The sequence below is a fragment of the Stenotrophomonas sp. SKA14 genome (assembly GCF_000158575.1).
Classification (GTDB): domain Bacteria; phylum Pseudomonadota; class Gammaproteobacteria; order Xanthomonadales; family Xanthomonadaceae; genus Stenotrophomonas; species Stenotrophomonas forensis.
The window spans coordinates 100,306-116,891 of sequence record NZ_DS999412.1 but is presented as its reverse complement, the minus strand read 5'-3'; the positions used below and the strand labels follow the sequence as shown (position 1 = coordinate 116,891).

The window sequence follows — 16,586 nt, the reverse complement described above, 5'->3', positions numbered from 1 at the left end:
TCCTTGCGCGGTGGGCGCCAATCCAGATCCTGGAAGGCCGGGCTGGCGAAAACACTCGGCCAGGTAGTCCAGGAATCGCCGCATGATAGCGGGCTGCTGGCGCCGTGATGCGTACACGGCATGAATGCCGAGTTCGTCCAGGCCGAATTCGGGCAGCAGTTCAATCAATTCGCCACTGCGCAGCAGCGGCGCCACCTGGTAGGTCGGCAGCATCGCGATGCCGGCGCCGGCGCGCACCGCCTCCAGCAGCAGCGAGGCTTCATTGGCGCTGATGTTGCCGCCCACCGCCACCGACAACGAACGTCCGTCGCGGTGCAGCTGCCACAGGCTCTTGCCGACGTAGTGGTGGGTCAGGCAGTTGTGCGCGGCCAGGTGCTCGGGGGCGGTCGGCGTGCCGTGCGCCTGCAGGTAGGAGGGCGTCGCGCACAGCACCGAGCGGCAGGTGGCCAGCCGCCGCGCGATCAGGCTGGGGTCGATCTGGCGCGCGATGCGCACCGCCAGGTCCACCCGCTCCTCCACCAGGTTCACCGCGCCATCCCATGGAATGCAAGCTTTTGCCGTTGCCGTTGCCGTTGCCGTTGCTACGGCCTCGGCAGGTGCAGGGCGCAGCCCTGCCGAATAACCCCTACCTTCCCGGCAACTGCGCGAACGCGCGCTGCATGCAGTCCTCGCGCGGGCACACCCGGCACCCCGGGCCGATCGACACCGAATTGCCCGGGCTCTGCACATCCAGCCCCAGCGAATACACCAGCCGCTCCGCATGCTGCAGGTCGCAGCCCAGCGCCACCGCAAACGTCTTGCGCGGTTGGCCATGGCCTACCGGCCCGCTGCTGACCTGCCGTGCCAGCCAGAAATGTCGGCGGCCGTCGGGCATGCGCGCGGTCTGGGTCAGGATGCGACCCGGCTGGTTGAACGCCTCGTAGACGATCCATAGCGGGCACGAGCCGCCCACCTGCGAGAAATGGAAATCGGTGGCCGAATGCCGTTTGGACACATTGCCCGCACGGTCCACCCGGATGAAGAAGAACGGCAACCCCGGCGCACTGCGCCGCGCCAGCGTGCTCAAGCGATGGCACACCGCCTCGAAGCCGACGCCGAACTGGTGCGCCAGCAGTTCGATGTCGTAGCTGCTGGCCTCGGCCGCACGCAGGAAGCGCATGTACGGCATCACCAGCGCACCGGCGAAATAGTTGGAGAGCCCGATCCGCGCCTGCGCGATGCGCGCTTCGTCGTGGAAACCCGCGCGCGCGATCACCGCATCGATCTGCGGCAGGTAACCGTGCAACGCTAGCTCGGCGGCCATCTGGAACGCCTGCTGGCCCGGCTCCAGGTAATCGGGCAACCACAGCCGCCGCGCACCGGCATCGAACTGGCGCTTCTCGCGCCCGGCCTGCAGTGCCGCCACTTCCACCAGCACGCCATGGCGGTCGGCCAGCAGCTGGCGCAGGCGCGGTGCCACATGCCCAGGGGACAGCCCCCATTCGGCGAACAGGCGCTCGGCCAGTTCGTCCAGTTCGGGAATGTGGTTGTGCATGCGGTTGAAGAACTCGCGCACCTGGTCGCCGGCGGGCAGGGTGCTGCCGGCCGCAGGCTCGCCCAGCTGGAACTCCAGCGCGGCGGCATGCTCGCGCAGGGCCAGGTGGCGGCGGTGCAGGTCGAGCAGGGCGCGGCTGACCTGCGGCAGGTTGCCGGCCAGCGCGCGCAGCTCGGTCGCACTCACCTCGGCCAGGCCCAGGTCGCGCAGGGTTTCGCCCAGCGCTTCCTGCAGCGCGGCGGGCTCATCGTCGTCGAACAGCGTGGAAACGTCGCCCAGTACCTCGCCCAGCTTCTTCTGCACGGCCGGTGTGAGCGGGCGCTTGTTGCGCTCGATCTGGTTCAGGTAGCTGGCCGACAGCCCCAGCGCCCGTGCCAGGTCTACCTGGCTGTAGCCGCGCTGTTCACGCAGGCGCAGCAGGCGCAGGCCAAGTTGTCGCTGGGGGGCTGAATAATTCACAGAATTAACATGAATCGTCTGGCGTGTTGGCCAGATTAAGCGGATTCAGCCCGGAAATCGAGGTGGATGCTGTGAATAATGCCAAGCATCTTTCGCACCCCGTGGGATTGTCGTCATGACTGTTGCAGCGCCCCGTATCCGCATGCTGATCGATGGCCAGTTCGTTGAATCGGCCACCTCCCACTGGCAGGACGTGATCAATCCGGCCACCCAGGACGTGCTGGCCCAGGTGCCGTTCGCCACCACCGGCGAAGTGGACGCCGCCGTCGCCGCCGCCAAGGAAGCCTTCAAGACCTGGCGCAAGACCCCGATCGGCACCCGCGCGCGCATCTTCCTGAAGTACCAGCAGCTGATCCGCGAGAACATGAGCGAGCTGGCCCACATCCTCACCGCCGAACAGGGCAAGACCCTGCCCGACGCCGAAGGCGATGTGTTCCGCGGCCTGGAAGTGGTCGAGCACGCCGCCGCCATCGGCAACCTGCAGCTGGGTGAGCTGGCCAACAACGTGGCCAATGGCGTGGACACCTACACGATCATGCAGCCGCTGGGCGTGTGCGCGGGCATCACCCCGTTCAACTTCCCGGCGATGATCCCGCTGTGGATGTTCCCGATGGCGATTGCAACGGGCAACACCTTCATCCTCAAGCCGTCCGAGCAGGACCCGATGGTGACCATGCGCCTGGTCGAGCTTGCCCTGGAAGCGGGCATTCCGAAGGGCGTGCTGAACGTCGTCCACGGCGGCGAGGAAGTGGTCAACGCGATCTGCGACCACCCGGACATCAAGGCCGTGTCGTTCGTCGGTTCCACCCGTGTCGGCACCCACGTCTACAACCGCGCCTCGCTGGCCGGCAAGCGCGTGCAGTGCATGATGGGCGCCAAGAACCACGCCGTGGTGCTGCCGGACGCCAACAAGGAACAGACCCTCAACGCGATGGTCGGTGCCGCCTTCGGTGCCGCGGGCCAGCGTTGCATGGCCGCCTCCACCCTGGTGCTGGTCGGTGAAGCACGCAACTGGGTGCAGGACCTGGTCACCAAGGCCCAGACCCTGAAGGTCAGCGGCGGCACCGTGTCCGGCACCGATGTCGGCCCGGTTATTTCCTGCAGCGCCCGCGAGCGCGTGGAAGGCCTGATCGCCTCGGGCGTGGAGCAGGGCGCCAAGCTGGTGCTCGACGGCCGCAAGCCGCAGGTGGATGGCTTCGAGAAGGGCAACTTCGTCGGCCCGACCATCTTTGCCGGTGTCACCACCGACATGCGCATCTACCAGGAAGAAATCTTCGGGCCGGTGCTGGTCATCCTCGAAGCGGAAACGCTGGAAGAGGCCATCGCGATGGTCAACAGCAACCCGAACGGCAACGGCACCGCGCTGTTCACCCAGTCCGGCGCCGCCGCGCGCAGGTTCCAGGAAGACATCGACGTTGGCCAGGTCGGCATCAACGTGCCGATCCCGGTGCCGGTGCCGCTGTTCTCGTTCACCGGTTCGCGCGCCTCCAAGCTGGGCGACCTGGGCCCATACGGCAAGCAGGTGGTGCTGTTCTACACCCAGACCAAGACGGTCACCGCGCGCTGGTTCGATGACGAGACGCTGAGCCACGGCGTCAACACCACGATCAGCCTGAAGTAACGGCAGGAGCAGCCATGAGCCACTCGATGACGACGGAACTGGAAGAAGCGCAGCAGGCGTACCGCGAGGCGGCGCGCGACTTCGCACAGGCCGAACTGGCGCCGCACGCCGCGCGATGGGATGCGGAGGGCATCTTTCCGCGCGAGGCGATCGCCAAGGCCGGTGAACTGGGCTTCTGCGGCCTGTACATGGACCCGGAAGTGGGCGGCAGCGGCCTGAGCCGACTGGACGCCGCCGTCGTCATCGAGGAGCTCGCCAACGTCGATCCGTCGACCGCGGCCTACATCAGCATCCACAACATGGCTTCGTGGATGGTGTCCAAGTGGGGCCAGCCAGCACTGCGCGATGCATGGGGCCAGGATCTGGCCGCCGGCCTCAAGCTGGCTTCCTACTGCCTGACCGAACCGGGCGCCGGTTCCGACGCGGCCTCGCTGAAGACCACCGCCGTGCGCGATGGTGACCACTTCGTGCTGAACGGCTCCAAGGCCTTCATCTCCGGTGCCGGTGCTACCGAGCTGCTGGTGGTGATGGCGCGTACCGGCGGTGCCGGTGCCGGTGGTGTCAGCGCGATTGCAGTGCCGGCCGACCTGCCGGGCGTCAGCTTCGGCCGCAAGGAAGAGAAGATGGGCTGGAACAGCCAGCCCACCCGTGGCATCACGTTCGAAAACGTCCGCGTGCCGGTCAGCCACCTTCTGGGAGAGGAAGGCGGCGGCTTCAAGCTGGCGATGAAGGGCCTGGATGGTGGCCGCATCAACATCGCGGCCTGCTCGCTGGGTGCTGCGCAGGGCGCGCTGGATGCCGCGCGGCGCTACATGGGCGAGCGCCGCCAGTTCGGCAAGGCGCTGGCCGAATTCCAGGCGCTGCAGTTCAAGCTGGCCGACATGGCCATCGAACTGGTCGCCGCGCGGCAGATGGTGCACACCGCCGCGCGCAAGCTCGATGCCGGTGCCGGCGATGCCAACGTGTGGTGCGCGATGGCCAAGCGCTTTGCCACCGATGCCGGTTTCAACGTCTGTAATGAAGCGCTGCAGATCCATGGTGGCTACGGCTACATCCGCGAATACCCGATCGAGCGCCTGCTGCGCGACTGCCGCGTGCACCAGATCCTGGAAGGCACCAACGAGATCATGCGGGTGATCGTTGCCCGTCACCTGCTCAACACCGAAGAGGAACTGCGATGAAGGATTGGCGTACCCAGGAGCACGTGGGCCTGAAGGTCGAGGTGGATGGCCACACCGCCGTGGTCACCCTGCACAACCCGCCCGCGCATACCTGGACCGTACACAGCCTGTCGGCGCTGCGCGATCTGGTGGGCGCGCTCAACGCGGACCGCGAGATCTACGCGCTGGTGATCACCGGTGACGGCGAGAAGTTCTTCTCCGCCGGCGCCGACCTCAACCAGTTCGCCTCGGGCGACAAGGCCGCCGCTCGCGAAGCCGCACGCCGTTTCGGTGAAGCCTTCGAAGCGCTGTCCGGGTTCCGTGGCGTGTCGATCGCCGCGATCAACGGCTACGCCATGGGCGGCGGCCTGGAATGCGCGCTGGCCTGCGACCTGCGCATCATCGAAGAGCATGCCCAGGTCGCGCTGCCGGAGGCCACCGTTGGCCTGCTGCCGTGCGCCGGTGGCACCCAGAACCTGCCGCGCCTGGTCGGCGAGGGCTGGGCCAAGCGCATGATCCTGCTGGGCGAGCGCATCAACGCCGACACCGCACTGCGCATTGGCCTGGCCGAAGAAAAGGTCGGCAAGGGCGAGGCCAAGGCGCTGGCGCTGGAATGGGCGAACAAGGCCGGCAAGCAGAGCCCGACCAGCATCGCCGCTTGCAAGACCCTGGTGCAGTCCACCCGCAGCGGCACACATGCCTCGGCACTGGTGGCCGAGCGCGAAGCCTTCGTCGACCTGTTCGACACCGCCGACCAGGTCGAGGGCGTGACCGCGTTCCTGGAAAAGCGCGCCGCGCAGTGGAAGAACGCATGAGCACCGACACCGTTGCCGATGAAGCACCGGTGCTGTTCGAAGAGCGCGTGGCCGGCAACGGCACGCGCATCGGCATCGCCACGCTCAATGCGCCGCGTACGCTCAACGGTTTCTCGCTGCCGATGGCGCACCTGCTGCTGAAGCAGCTCAATGCCTGGGCCGACGACGATGGCATCGCCGTGGTGGTGCTGCAGGGTGCTGGCGAAAAGGCGTTCTGTGCCGGCGGTGACCTGCACAGCCTGTACAAGAGCATGGTCGCCTTCCGCGAGGCCGGCCGCCGCGACATCCGCGAGAACGACTACGCCGCCGAGTTCTTCGACGTCGAATACCGCGTCGACTACCTCATCCACACCTACGCCAAGCCGATCCTGTGCTGGGGCCATGGCATCGTGATGGGCGGCGGCATCGGCCTGATGTCCGGCGCCAGCCACCGCGTGGTCAGCGAGCGCTCCAAGCTGGCGTTCCCGGAAATCACCGTGGGCCTGTTCCCCGATGTGGGTGGTAGCTGGCTGCTGCCGCGCGTACCGGGCAAGGGTGGCCTGTTCCTGGCCCTGACCGGCGCGCTGCTGAATCCGGGCGATGCCATCTACGCCGGCCTGGCCGACGTGCACGTGGCCGAAGAACGCCGCAGCGCGGTGTTCGATGCGCTGCTGCAGGTGGCCTGGTCGGGCGATGCCACGCACAACCACGAGCGCCTGAGCCAGCTGCTGCAATCGCATGCCAGCGACGCCGTCACCGGCCCGCTGCTGGCCAACGCGGCGCAGGTCGACGCGCTGTGCGAAGGCGATGACCTGTCCGCCATCATCGACCGCATCAGTGGCCTGCAGACCGACGATGCGTGGTTGCAGGCGGCACAGAAGACCCTCGCCGCCGGTGCACCCGGTTCGGCGCGGTTGGCGTTCGAACTGCAGCGGCGCAGCGCCGGCCAGGACCTGGCCAGCGTCTACCGGCTGGAATACATCACCGCGCTGCATTGCGCCGCCCACGGCGATTTTGCCGAAGGCATCCGCGCCCTGCTGATCGACAAGGACCGCAACCCGCAGTGGAACCCGGCCGCGCTGGCCGAAGCCACCACCGCGTGGGCCGACACCTTCTTCGCTTCCCCCTGGGCCGACGCCGCGCATCCGCTGGCCGACCTGGGCACTCCCCTTGCTGAAAGGAGCCTTGCATGAGCCGCATTGCATTCATCGGGTTGGGCAACATGGGTGGCCCGATGGCCGCCAATCTGGTCAAGAACGGCCACAGCGTGCGCGTGTTCGATCTGGTCCCGGCCGCGGTGCAGGCCGCGGTCGATGCCGGCGCCAGCGCCGCGTCCACTGCGCGTGACACCCTGGCCGATGCCGAGGTGGTGATCTCGATGCTGCCGGCCAGCCGTCACGTCGAAGGCGTGTACCTGGGCGACGACGGCATCCTCGCCGCCATCCCGGCAGGTGCACTGGTCATCGACTGCAGCACCATTGCGCCGGCCAGCGCCCGCAAGGTCTCTGAAGCCGCTGCCGCACGTGGCCTGCAGATGATCGACGCGCCGGTGTCCGGCGGTACTGCCGGTGCCCAGGCCGGCACCCTGACCTTCATCGTCGGTGGCGAAGAGGATGCGCTGGAGCGCGCGCGCCCGGTGCTGCAGGCGATGGGCAAGAACATCTTCCACGTTGGCGCCAGCGGTGCCGGTCAGGTCGCCAAGCTGTGCAACAACATGGCGCTGGGCGTGATCATGGCGGTCACCGGCGAGGCCATCGCCCTCGGCGTGGCACACGGGCTGGACCCGAAGGTGCTGTCGCAGATGATGGCGGTCAGCACTGGCCGCAGCTGGGCCACCGAAGTGTGCAACCCGTGGCCGGGCGTGCTGGAAAATGCGCCGGCCTCGCGTGGCTACAGCGGCGGCTTCGGCAGCGACCTGATGCTGAAGGACATGGGCCTGGCGGTGGAAGCGGCGATGAGTGTCGGCGCCTCGATCCCGCTGGGCGAAGTGGCCCGCAACCTGTACTCGATGAATCACCAGGCCGGCCGCGGCAAGCTGGATTTCTCCAGCGTCGTGCAGCTCATTACGAGCGAGAAGTGACCTGGTAGTGCCGGCCGCTGGCCGGCAACCTCATGCCCCCGTGCGGGACAACGAAGGTGGGATGGGCGGATGCCCGGTTTCGACCGGCATCCGCCCATTTTTTTGCCCCGCGGGCCGGTAGTGCCGGCCGCTGGCCGGCATCACCGCATCAGGCAACGACCAGCGTCACGTCGATGTTGCCGCGGGTGGCGTTGGAGTACGGGCAGACGATGTGCGCCTTCTGCACCAGTTCTTCCACCTGCTCGCGCGGCACGCCCGGCACGTTGATGGTCAGCTCGGCTTCGATGCCGAAACCGGTCGGGATCTGGCCGATGCCCACCTTGCCGGTGACGGTGGTGTCGGCCGGCAGCGCGACCTTGGCCTGGCCGGCCACGAACTTCAGCGCGCCCAGGAAGCAGGCCGAATAGCCGGCCGCGAACAGCTGCTCCGGGTTGGTGCCCGGGCCGCCGGCGCCGCCCAGTTCGCGCGGGGTCGACAGCTGGATGTCCAGCACGTTGTCGGACGAGACCGAACGGCCTTCGCGGCCGCCGGTGGAGGTGGCCTGGGCGGTGTACAGAACCTTTTCGATGGACATCGGGATGCTCCTGGTCGGTGGGTAGGTGGTGCGTTGGAGCCTACTTTGCCCGGTTTCCAAGGACGTTGGGTGACAGTCCGTCCGCAAAATTTGATCGATCGTCCTGCCGGCCTAGAGCGTCCACTCGCGGTCGGTGGTGAACATGATGGTCAGCCAGCGGTCCGGCGAGGCCTCGCCCAGCGCGTCGCCGATCTCGTCGCGCAGCTGGTCCCATTCCACCAGCGGCCGTGGTGGGTCGTTTTCCGGCACCACGAAGAACAGCTCGATCTGCTCGCCGCGGCCCACCTGCGCCACGTAGCTGCGGTGCTCGACGAAGCCATGCTTCGCCACGATCCCGCGGGCCACCGCATCCACGTGCGCCTGCAGTTCCGGCGGCGTGACCAGCAGGATGCCGGCCAGCGCCCGGCGCACGGTACCCAGCGGCGCGATCATCACCAGCACGCAGACGAAGGCCAGGATGGCCGGGTCGATGTAAGGGCCGACCCAGGCCCACGTCGTGCCCTGCACCAGCACGCCACCGAGGAAGGCCACCATGTAGCAGGCGGACATACTCGCCGCCACCACCCAGTTCTTCGCATCCAGCGCGATGAACTCCGATCCGATGCGGCGGTTGGCGCGCAGCACGAACCAGGCCAGCGCACTCTCGGCCACCAGTGACAGGCCGGCAAAGATGATCGCCGGCCCCAGCGCGATGTGGCGGCCACCGGACATCAGCGCATCCACGGCATTGACCAGCGCATACAGCGCCGCGCCGATCATCAGCGTGCCGCTGACCCCCAGCACGATCGGCTCCAGGTGCCAGAAGCCCATCGTGAAGCGCTGGTTGAGCCGCGACTGCAGCGCATCGGTGTTGGTGGACAGTGCGATCAGTCGTGCAACCAGCAGCGACAGCCAGGTCATGACCACGTCGATCAGGCCGTAGATGCCGTCGAAGATGATCAGCGAGGAATTGGCCAGCAGGCCGAACACCACCGCGGCCAATGCCAGCAGCAGTGCACCGGCAATCGACAGGCGCAGCACGCCCTGTTCGGTGGCGGGGTCGAAGAAATGCGGTCGGTCGGCGGCCATGCCTGGATTGTAGAGCGCAGCCATGCTTCGTTGCCGCCGAGGTCGACGATGCTGTCCCCGGCGGTCCCACTGGCGTAGACTGCGCCCCTCCCACGCATCGACCCCGCCCTGCAGTGATCACGCCACCCTGACCCTTGCCGCACATCGGCAGCCGGCCCGCCCGGCTCAGGAACCCGTGTCTTTCCACTGCATCGCCACGTGGCCACGCCCGCGTGCGCGCGGAGTTTTCCCATGCAAACGTCCTACCCCCTGCGCCAGCAATGGCTCGGCAATATCCGTGGCGACCTGCTGTCCGGCATCGTCGTCGCCCTGGCCCTGATTCCCGAGGCCATCGCCTTCTCGCTCATCGCCGGCGTCGATCCCAAGGTCGGCCTGTACGCCGCGTTCTCGATCGCGGTGATCACCGCCATCGCTGGCGGCCGCCCCGGCATGATCTCTGCCGCCACCGGTGCGATGGCACTGGTGATGGTCGACCTGGTCAAGGACCACGGCCTGCAGTACCTGTTCGCTGCCAGCATCCTGGCCGGCCTGCTGCAGGTGCTGGCCGGGGTGTTCAAGCTCGGCTCGCTGATGCGCTTCGTCTCCCGCTCGGTCATCACCGGCTTCGTCAACGCGCTGGCGATCCTGATCTTCCTGGCACAGATGCCGGAGTTGGTCGGCCGCGGCCCCACCGTGTACGTGCTGTGCGCCGCCGCGCTGGCGATCATCTACCTGCTGCCGCGCATCACCCGCGCGGTGCCGTCACCGCTGGTGGCCATCGTCGTGCTCACCGCCGTGGTGATCGGCTTCGGCGTGGACGTGCGCAGCGTGGGCGACATGGGCCAGCTGCCTGACAGCCTGCCGCACTTCCTGCTGCCGGATGTTCCGCTTACCTGGGAAACGCTGCGCATCCTGCTGCCGGTGTCAGCCACGCTGGCGGTAGTCGGCTTGCTCGAATCGATGATGACCCTGCAGATCGTCGAAGACATCACCGAAACGCCCAGCGAGCGCAACCGCGAATGCGTCGGCCAGGGCGTGGCCAACACGGTCACCGGCTTCCTTGGCGGCATGGCCGGCTGCGCGATGATCGGCCAGTCGGTCATCAACGTGACCTCCGGCGGCCGCGGGCGCCTGTCCTGCCTGGTGGCTGGCGTGGTGTTGCTGGTGCTGGTGGTGTACGGCAGCGAACTGGTGCGGCAGATTCCAATGGCGGCGCTGGTGGCGGTGATGATCATGGTCAGCATCGGCACCTTCAGCTGGCGCTCGCTGCGCGACCTGCGCACGCATCCGCGCAGTTCCTCCGCTGTCATGCTGCTGACCGTGGTGGTCACCGTGGCCACCCACGACCTGGCCAAGGGCGTGCTCAGCGGCGTGCTGCTGTCGGCGCTGTTCTTTGCCCGCAAGGTCGGTCGCATGCTGGACGTGCAGCGCGAAGACGCCGGGGACACGCAGGTCTACCGCGTACGCGGCCAGGTGTTCTTTGCATCGGCGGGGCAGCTGGGCGCGGCATTCGACTACCAGCACGTGGCACCGAGGGTGCAGATCGATTTGCGCGACGCCCATCTGTGGGACCTGACCGCCGTGGCCGCGCTGGAACGCGCTCAGGAAAAACTGGCCGCGCATGGCGCCAAGGTAACGGTGGTGGGGCTCAATGCGGCCAGCCAGACGTTGATCGCGCAGGTGGGCGGCGCGCGTAGCGGGCATTGATCGCCTAGGGGATGCGGGTAGCGCCGGGCCATGCCCGGCGAGCGCAGCGGCAGCGATCAGGCGGTGCCTGCGGGTTGCTTGTCGGCTTGCACGATGAGATGCACCCCGAGCGCTGACAAAACTCGCTGCACCGTGTCAAAGCGTGGGTGTGCTCCGGGGCGCAGCGCCTTGTACAGGCTTTCGCGTCCAAGACCGGAGACCTCGGCAACACCGCTCATGCCACGGGCGCGCGCCACTGTTCCGAGTGCCTCCTGGAAGTGATCCGGGTCACCCGCTGCCAGCGCCTCGCTCAGATAGCTGGCTATTGCGATGTCTTCATCGAGGTAGTCGGCGGGGGCGAAGGGGACTGTCTTCAGTTTGCTCATTGGCGAGTCCTGGGAATGGCGCTTCGTGCGTAACGCACAGCCAGCGCGCGAACGTCTCTCTTGCCTGGAGGGTCGCCATGAATCGTATCCACAAGGATACATCGTTCAATTGGCAACTGCGTCAAAGCCTGGCGTGTCTGCGTAGCGCTCCCCGCCGCCATTCAGCCACCCGGTGTAAACTATTGATCTCACTGGCAATGCCAGTCTCCACGATCAACACCCCGATGACGTCCGCCACCGCCCGTTACGCCGATTCCCTGCGCCTGTCCGTTGCCCCGATGATGGACTGGACGGACCGCCATTGCCGCGTGTTCCATCGCGTGCTGGCGCCGGGCGCGCGCCTGTACACGGAGATGGTGCACGCCAACGCGGTCATCCACGGTGATCGCGAGCGCCTGCTCGGCTTCGACCGCAGCGAACAGCCGCTGGCGCTGCAGCTGGGTGGCAGTGACCCGGCGCTGCTGGCGCAGGCCGCGCGCATCGCCGCCGAGTGGGGCTACGACGAGGTCAACCTCAACTGCGGCTGCCCGTCCGACCGCGTGCAGGCCGGGCGTTTCGGCGCCTGCCTGATGCGCGAGCCGGTACTGGTGGCCGAGTGCGTGGCGGCGATGGTCGATGCGGTGGATATCCCGGTCACGGTGAAATGCCGCCTGGGCGTGGACGAAGACAACGACTACGACGTGTTCGCCGCGTTCGTCGACCGCCAGGTCGCCGCCGGTGCGGCGATGGTGGTGGTGCACGCCCGCAACGCATGGCTGAAGGGCCTGTCGCCGAAGGAGAACCGCGAGGTTCCGCCGCTGAAGTACGACTGGGCCTACCGCCTGAAGCAGGAGCGCCCGGCGCTGCCGGTGGTGCTCAACGGTGGCCTGGCCAGCCTCGAGGCGGTGCAGGCGCAGGCCGCGCACGTCGACGGCGTGATGCTGGGCCGCGCGGCCTACCACGACCCCTATCTGCTGCATCAGCTGGAGACGCTGCACACCGGCGCCCCGCTGCAGGCCCGTGGCGACCTGCTGCGCGCGCTGCGCCCCTATGTGGAAGCGCGCCTGGGCGAAGGCCTGGCGTTGAAGCACATCACCCGCCACCTGCTCGGCCTGTTCCATGGCCAGCCCGGTGGCCGCGCATTCCGCCAGGTGCTGAGCGAGGGCGCACACCGCCCGGGCGCCGACTGGAGCCTGGTCGAGCAGGCGCTGGCGGTCACCGAACGCGATGCGGGTCGCGTCGCAGCGTGACCGAGGTCACATTCCTGACTTGACAAGGGGCGGCGATTCGTCCCGAATGTTCACTTAGCTGAACAACGCGGCGGTGGCACCGGAAAAGTTCAGACCGGATTCACTGCCCCAAACCAAGAATTTGCAAAGGATTTGTAAAGCGCCGGGTCCCGAACCCGGCACCCGGATTTACGACTTTTGAACGAATCGCCGAGCTCGGCTAGGATCGCATCGATGTCTTCCGCTCCCTTCCACCGCCGCATTGCCCTGGCCACCTGCGTGCTGCTGGCGGCTGCGCCGTTGTCTTCGGCGCTGGCGCAACAGCCGCCGCGCGGCGACCAGGGACGGGCGGAGATGATGGATCGGGGCGAGCGCGGCAACCGTGGCGACGAGCGTTCGCTGTCCGATGCCGTGCGCCGCGTGCAGCGCACCACCGGTGGCCACATCCTTGGCGCCGAGCGTGTGCCGTTCGATGGACGTGACATCAACCGGGTGAAATACATGGACGACCGGGGCCGGGTCCGCTACATGGACGATCCCGCCCCGTCGCGTTCACAGCCGCGCACGCCGCGGTCGGATATGTCATCACTACGCGGCGATAACCCCTGAACAGGGATAGTTGTCGCTATCAACCCGTACCCCACAGGCCTCCGGGCCACACCCAGGACACTAGGGAGAGTTCATGCGTATCCTTCTGGTCGAAGACGAAGCCCCGCTGCGTGAGACCCTGGCAGCCCGGCTCAAGCGCGAAGGCTTTGCCGTCGATGCTGCGCAGGACGGCGAGGAAGGCCTCTACATGGGGCGCGAAGTCCCGTTCGATGTCGGCATCATCGACCTCGGCCTGCCCAAGATGTCGGGCATGGAGCTGATCAAGGCCCTGCGTGACGAAGGCAAGAAGTTCCCGGTGCTGATCCTGACCGCGCGTTCGAGCTGGCAGGACAAGGTCGAGGGCCTGAAGCAGGGCGCCGACGATTACCTGGTCAAGCCGTTCCACGTCGAAGAGCTGCTGGCCCGCGTCAACGCGCTGCTGCGCCGCGCCGCCGGCTGGAGCAAGCCGACCCTGGAATGCGGCCCGGTCGCCCTGGATCTGGCCGCCCAGACCGTCAGCGTGGCCGGCAGCAATGTCGACCTGACCAGCTACGAGTACAAGGTGCTGGAGTACCTGATGATGCATGCCGGTGAACTGGTCTCCAAGGCCGACCTCACCGAGCACATCTACCAGCAGGACTTCGACCGCGACTCGAACGTGCTGGAAGTGTTCATCGGCCGCCTGCGCAAGAAGCTGGACCCGGATGGCGAACTGAAGCCGATCGAGACCGTGCGCGGTCGCGGCTACCGTTTCGCGATCCCGCGCAACGAGGGCTGAGCCGGCTCACCCTGGCGATAACACGATGTCCGGCCGTCTGTGGTTCTTCCGACGCTGGCGGCCGCGCTCACTGCAGGCGCGCCAGATGTTCGCCGCGTCCGTGGGCCTGGTCGCGTTCCTGGCGCTGGCCGGTTACGCGCTCGACGCCGCCTTCGCCGATACGGCGAAGGCGAACCTGCGTGAGCGCCTGAAGAACTACGCCACCGCCTACGCGGCCGGCATCGACTTCACCCGCGATCGCTCGCTGTACATCCGCGAGCAGCCGCCGGATTCGCGCTTCGACGTTCCAGGCAGCGGCCTGTACCTGCAGGTGGTGATGCCGCACGGCAAGGGCAATTCGATGTCCGCCGAAGGCCCGATGCTGCCCACCGTGGGCGGTGGCCTGCTGGCGCCGCGCCAGGAAGTGTTCGAAGGCCCGCTGCCGATGATCCAGATCGATGGCAGCCAGGGCTCGGTGTACCGCTATGGCCTGGGCCTGGTGTGGGATGCCGACGCCGATCCCGCCACCGAATTCCCGTACACCATCTACGTGATGGAAGACTCGCGCGCGCTGGGCGCGCAGCTGCGCGTGTTCCGCAGCCGGGTCTGGTTCTACCTGGGTGGCATCGGCCTGATCCTGCTGCTGCTGCAGACCGTCATCCTGCAGTGGAGCCTGCGCCCGCTGCGGCGGGTCATTACCGAGCTGACCAAGGTGCAGCGCGGCGAGACCGCGCGCATGAGCGAGCGCCACCCGCGCGAGCTGGAGCCGCTGACCGACAGCATCAACGCCTTCATCGAGAGTGAGCGCGAGAACCTGGAGCGCCAGCGCAACACCCTGGCCGACCTGGCGCACAGCCTGAAGACGCCGATCGCGGTGCTGCGCACGCAGATGGACAGTGGTGCCGGTGATGGCGCGCTGCGCGAGGAACTGGACGTGCAGCTGCAGCGCATGAACAACCTGGTCTCGTACCAGCTGGCGCGCGCGGCGTCGTCGGGCCACAAGCTGTTCTCCGCGCCCCTGCCGATCGAATCCAACGCCGAGGAAATCGTGCGCGGCCTGGAAAAGGTCTACGCGTCGAAGGGCGTGCTGTGCGAATTCGACATCGACCCGGCCGCGCGCTTCCATGGTGAACCCGGCGATCTGCAGGAACTGCTCGGCAACCTGCTGGAAAACGCGTTCAAGTGGGCCAATCGCCGCGTGCTGCTGACCGCGCAGCCGCTGCCGGCCCCGAACGCGCGCCGCGCCGGCCTGCTGCTGGCGGTGGACGACGATGGCCCGGGCATCGCCCCGGACGACATCGGCAAGGTGCTGCAGCGTGGCGTGCGCGGCGACGAGCGCGTACAGGGCCATGGCATCGGCCTGTCGATCGTGCAGGACCTGATCAAGGACTACCGCGGCGAACTGGCCGTCGGCCGTTCCAGTGAACTCGGCGGCGCCCGCTTCGAAGTGCGCCTGCCGCCGGGGCCGTAAACCTCTGCAATCGGTAGTGCCGGCCGCTGGCCGGCAACCTCATGATCTTCGGTGGCAGTCCCAGGTTGCCGGCCAGCGGCCGGCACTACCGTTGTTCGAACGCCGGCGGCTCGCCATAGAACCGCCGCAGCTGCGCGGCCACTTCCGGCAACGCCTGCTGCAGCAGATCCGGTGCCGAGAAGTGGTACTCGCTGGCCACCGCGAAGAACTCTTCCGGCGCCTCGGCCGCATACGGATCGATCAGCGTTTCCTCGCCTGCATCCACCTGCGCACAGAACGCATCGTAGGCACGCTGGAAAATGCCGGCCCACTCGCGCTGCCATGGCCGTGGCAGCGGCGGCGTGCCATCCATCGCGCCATCCAGCGCATCCAGCTTGTGCACCATCTCGTGCACCGCCACGCAGTAACCCTCGTGCGGCGCCGCCAGATCGGCCTGCACGTCGGCCCAGGACAGGATCAACGGACCGCTGTCCCACGACTCGCCAATCAGCTCGTCATCCCATTCGTGCAGCACGCCGGCCGCATCCATGTGGCTGCGGTGCACGCGGAACGCATCGGGGTAGACGATCAGCTGCGACCAGCCTTCCAGCCCCACCTCGCCGAACTCCAGCAGCGGCAGGCAGCACAGCGCAGCCAGCAGCACGCCATCGCCGGGCTGCAGCTGCAGCTCGCCGATGGGGGTAATGGTCTTCTCGTGCAGGAAGCGCGCGGCCAGCACGCGCAGGCGCGCGCGACGCGCGTCGTCCAGGCCGTGCAACCAGGCCGCGCGGCGGCAGGCGTCATCCCAAAGCACATCGTCAATCGGCCGCGGCGCAGGCCGCAGCCACTGCAGCAACGACTTGATCAGCGGAACATTCCCGGCAGGTAGCTGTGCCACTTCGGTGCGCGGATGCGCTGCAGCACGTCGTCATCACTGCCGCCGCCACCGGTGCTGGTGTTGGCCGCCGGGCGAACTGGTGCCGGCTTGGTCGTGGCGGCCGCGGCGCTGGCGGCCGGTGCACGCTGCGAAGCGGCATCCCCGTTGGAGGACACGCAGGCCCCACGGCTGTCGTCCAGCGCTGCCGTTGCAGACGCCGCGAAGGGCATCATCAGCAGGATCAGGCAATGGGCATAACGGCGCATTGACGACATCCACGTTAAGGGAAGGTGAGTTCCCGATTCTAGCCCGAACCCGGCGCCCCGTTGGAAGCCCCCGCAGAACCCAGCGTGGCGGGCGTCGCT

At 67.6% G+C, this 16,586-nt stretch carries 16 protein-coding genes and 1 pseudogene; 10 read left to right on the top strand and 7 right to left on the bottom strand.

Features of this window, described 5'->3' with window-relative positions:
- Together SSKA14_RS00665 and SSKA14_RS00660 are read right to left on the bottom strand one after the other, a co-directional pair.
- Nucleotides 1-528, bottom strand: a pseudogene (locus SSKA14_RS00665) (substrate binding domain-containing protein); the annotation flags it as partial.
- A 97-nt stretch (nucleotides 529-625) separates the two neighbouring features.
- Nucleotides 626-1,993, bottom strand: a complete 1,368-nt coding sequence (locus SSKA14_RS00660; protein WP_008267430.1) for a short-chain fatty acyl-CoA regulator family protein — start codon at nucleotides 1,991-1,993, stop codon at nucleotides 626-628.
- 115 nt (nucleotides 1,994-2,108) lie between these two features.
- Between SSKA14_RS00660 and SSKA14_RS00655 the strand changes: the two genes are divergently transcribed.
- The 5 genes from SSKA14_RS00655 to mmsB are packed head-to-tail and all read left to right on the top strand — an operon-like array spanning nucleotide 2,109 to nucleotide 7,648.
- Nucleotides 2,109-3,614, top strand: coding sequence for a CoA-acylating methylmalonate-semialdehyde dehydrogenase (locus SSKA14_RS00655; RefSeq protein WP_040006652.1), 1,506 nt, complete (start codon nucleotides 2,109-2,111; stop codon nucleotides 3,612-3,614).
- A 14-nt stretch (nucleotides 3,615-3,628) separates the two neighbouring features.
- Complete coding sequence (locus SSKA14_RS00650; protein ID WP_008267675.1) at nucleotides 3,629-4,795, top strand: acyl-CoA dehydrogenase family protein; 1,167 nt, start codon at nucleotides 3,629-3,631, stop codon at nucleotides 4,793-4,795.
- Complete coding sequence (locus SSKA14_RS00645; protein WP_008266557.1) at nucleotides 4,792-5,589, top strand: enoyl-CoA hydratase; 798 nt, start codon at nucleotides 4,792-4,794, stop codon at nucleotides 5,587-5,589. Before SSKA14_RS00650 ends, SSKA14_RS00645 begins: the two co-directional genes overlap by 4 nt.
- Nucleotides 5,586-6,761, top strand: coding sequence for an enoyl-CoA hydratase/isomerase family protein (locus tag SSKA14_RS00640; RefSeq protein WP_040006650.1), 1,176 nt, complete (start codon nucleotides 5,586-5,588; stop codon nucleotides 6,759-6,761). The genes SSKA14_RS00645 and SSKA14_RS00640 overlap by 4 nt, the downstream gene beginning before the upstream one ends.
- Nucleotides 6,758-7,648 (top strand): 3-hydroxyisobutyrate dehydrogenase, encoded by an 891-nt coding sequence (mmsB, locus tag SSKA14_RS00635; RefSeq protein ID WP_004153728.1) that lies wholly within the window; start codon nucleotides 6,758-6,760, stop codon nucleotides 7,646-7,648. The genes SSKA14_RS00640 and mmsB overlap by 4 nt, the downstream gene beginning before the upstream one ends.
- Before the next feature lie 148 nt (nucleotides 7,649-7,796).
- Here the strand turns inward: mmsB and SSKA14_RS00630 are convergent, their stop codons facing one another.
- Together SSKA14_RS00630 and SSKA14_RS00625 are read right to left on the bottom strand one after the other, a co-directional pair.
- Nucleotides 7,797-8,222: an organic hydroperoxide resistance protein gene (locus SSKA14_RS00630; RefSeq protein ID WP_005411948.1), complete on the bottom strand. Its 426-nt coding sequence runs from the start codon at nucleotides 8,220-8,222 to the stop codon at nucleotides 7,797-7,799.
- A 111-nt stretch (nucleotides 8,223-8,333) separates the two neighbouring features.
- Complete coding sequence (locus SSKA14_RS00625) at nucleotides 8,334-9,314, bottom strand: cation transporter (protein ID WP_008266964.1); 981 nt, start codon at nucleotides 9,312-9,314, stop codon at nucleotides 8,334-8,336.
- 207 nt (nucleotides 9,315-9,521) lie between these two features.
- Between SSKA14_RS00625 and SSKA14_RS00620 the strand changes: the two genes are divergently transcribed.
- Entirely contained in the window at nucleotides 9,522-10,976 is a 1,455-nt protein-coding gene (locus SSKA14_RS00620) for a SulP family inorganic anion transporter (protein WP_008268424.1), read from the top strand.
- A gap of 56 nt (nucleotides 10,977-11,032) precedes the next feature.
- Here the strand turns inward: SSKA14_RS00620 and SSKA14_RS00615 are convergent, their stop codons facing one another.
- A complete protein-coding gene (locus SSKA14_RS00615) occupies nucleotides 11,033-11,341 on the bottom strand; it encodes an addiction module antidote protein (RefSeq protein WP_008266004.1) in 309 nt (102 codons plus the stop codon).
- Between the two features lie 197 nt (nucleotides 11,342-11,538).
- Here SSKA14_RS00615 and dusA point away from each other — a divergent pair, with 197 nt between their 5' ends.
- The 4 genes from dusA (at nucleotide 11,539) to SSKA14_RS00595 (ending at nucleotide 15,365) form a co-directional block, all read left to right on the top strand.
- On the top strand, nucleotides 11,539-12,570 hold the full coding sequence (gene dusA / locus SSKA14_RS00610; RefSeq protein ID WP_040006643.1) for a tRNA dihydrouridine(20/20a) synthase DusA: 1,032 nt from the start codon (nucleotides 11,539-11,541) through the stop codon (nucleotides 12,568-12,570).
- A 213-nt stretch (nucleotides 12,571-12,783) separates the two neighbouring features.
- Nucleotides 12,784-13,158, top strand: coding sequence for a hypothetical protein (locus SSKA14_RS00605; protein WP_008265425.1), 375 nt, complete (start codon nucleotides 12,784-12,786; stop codon nucleotides 13,156-13,158).
- Nucleotides 13,159-13,231: 73 nt separating this feature from the next.
- Complete coding sequence (locus tag SSKA14_RS00600; RefSeq protein WP_004136763.1) at nucleotides 13,232-13,915, top strand: response regulator transcription factor; 684 nt, start codon at nucleotides 13,232-13,234, stop codon at nucleotides 13,913-13,915.
- Nucleotides 13,916-13,940: 25 nt separating this feature from the next.
- Nucleotides 13,941-15,365, top strand: coding sequence for a sensor histidine kinase (locus tag SSKA14_RS00595; protein ID WP_008268038.1), 1,425 nt, complete (start codon nucleotides 13,941-13,943; stop codon nucleotides 15,363-15,365).
- Nucleotides 15,366-15,450: 85 nt separating this feature from the next.
- Here the strand turns inward: SSKA14_RS00595 and SSKA14_RS00590 are convergent, their stop codons facing one another.
- Nucleotides 15,451-16,242 carry a M90 family metallopeptidase gene (locus tag SSKA14_RS00590; RefSeq protein ID WP_157635896.1) on the bottom strand — a complete coding sequence of 264 codons (792 nt, stop codon included), beginning with the start codon at nucleotides 16,240-16,242 and terminating at the stop codon, nucleotides 15,451-15,453.
- Nucleotides 16,209-16,487, bottom strand: a complete 279-nt coding sequence (locus SSKA14_RS00585; protein WP_008264959.1) for a hypothetical protein — start codon at nucleotides 16,485-16,487, stop codon at nucleotides 16,209-16,211. The genes SSKA14_RS00590 and SSKA14_RS00585 overlap by 34 nt, the downstream gene beginning before the upstream one ends.
- Nucleotides 16,488-16,586 lie beyond the last annotated feature (99 nt).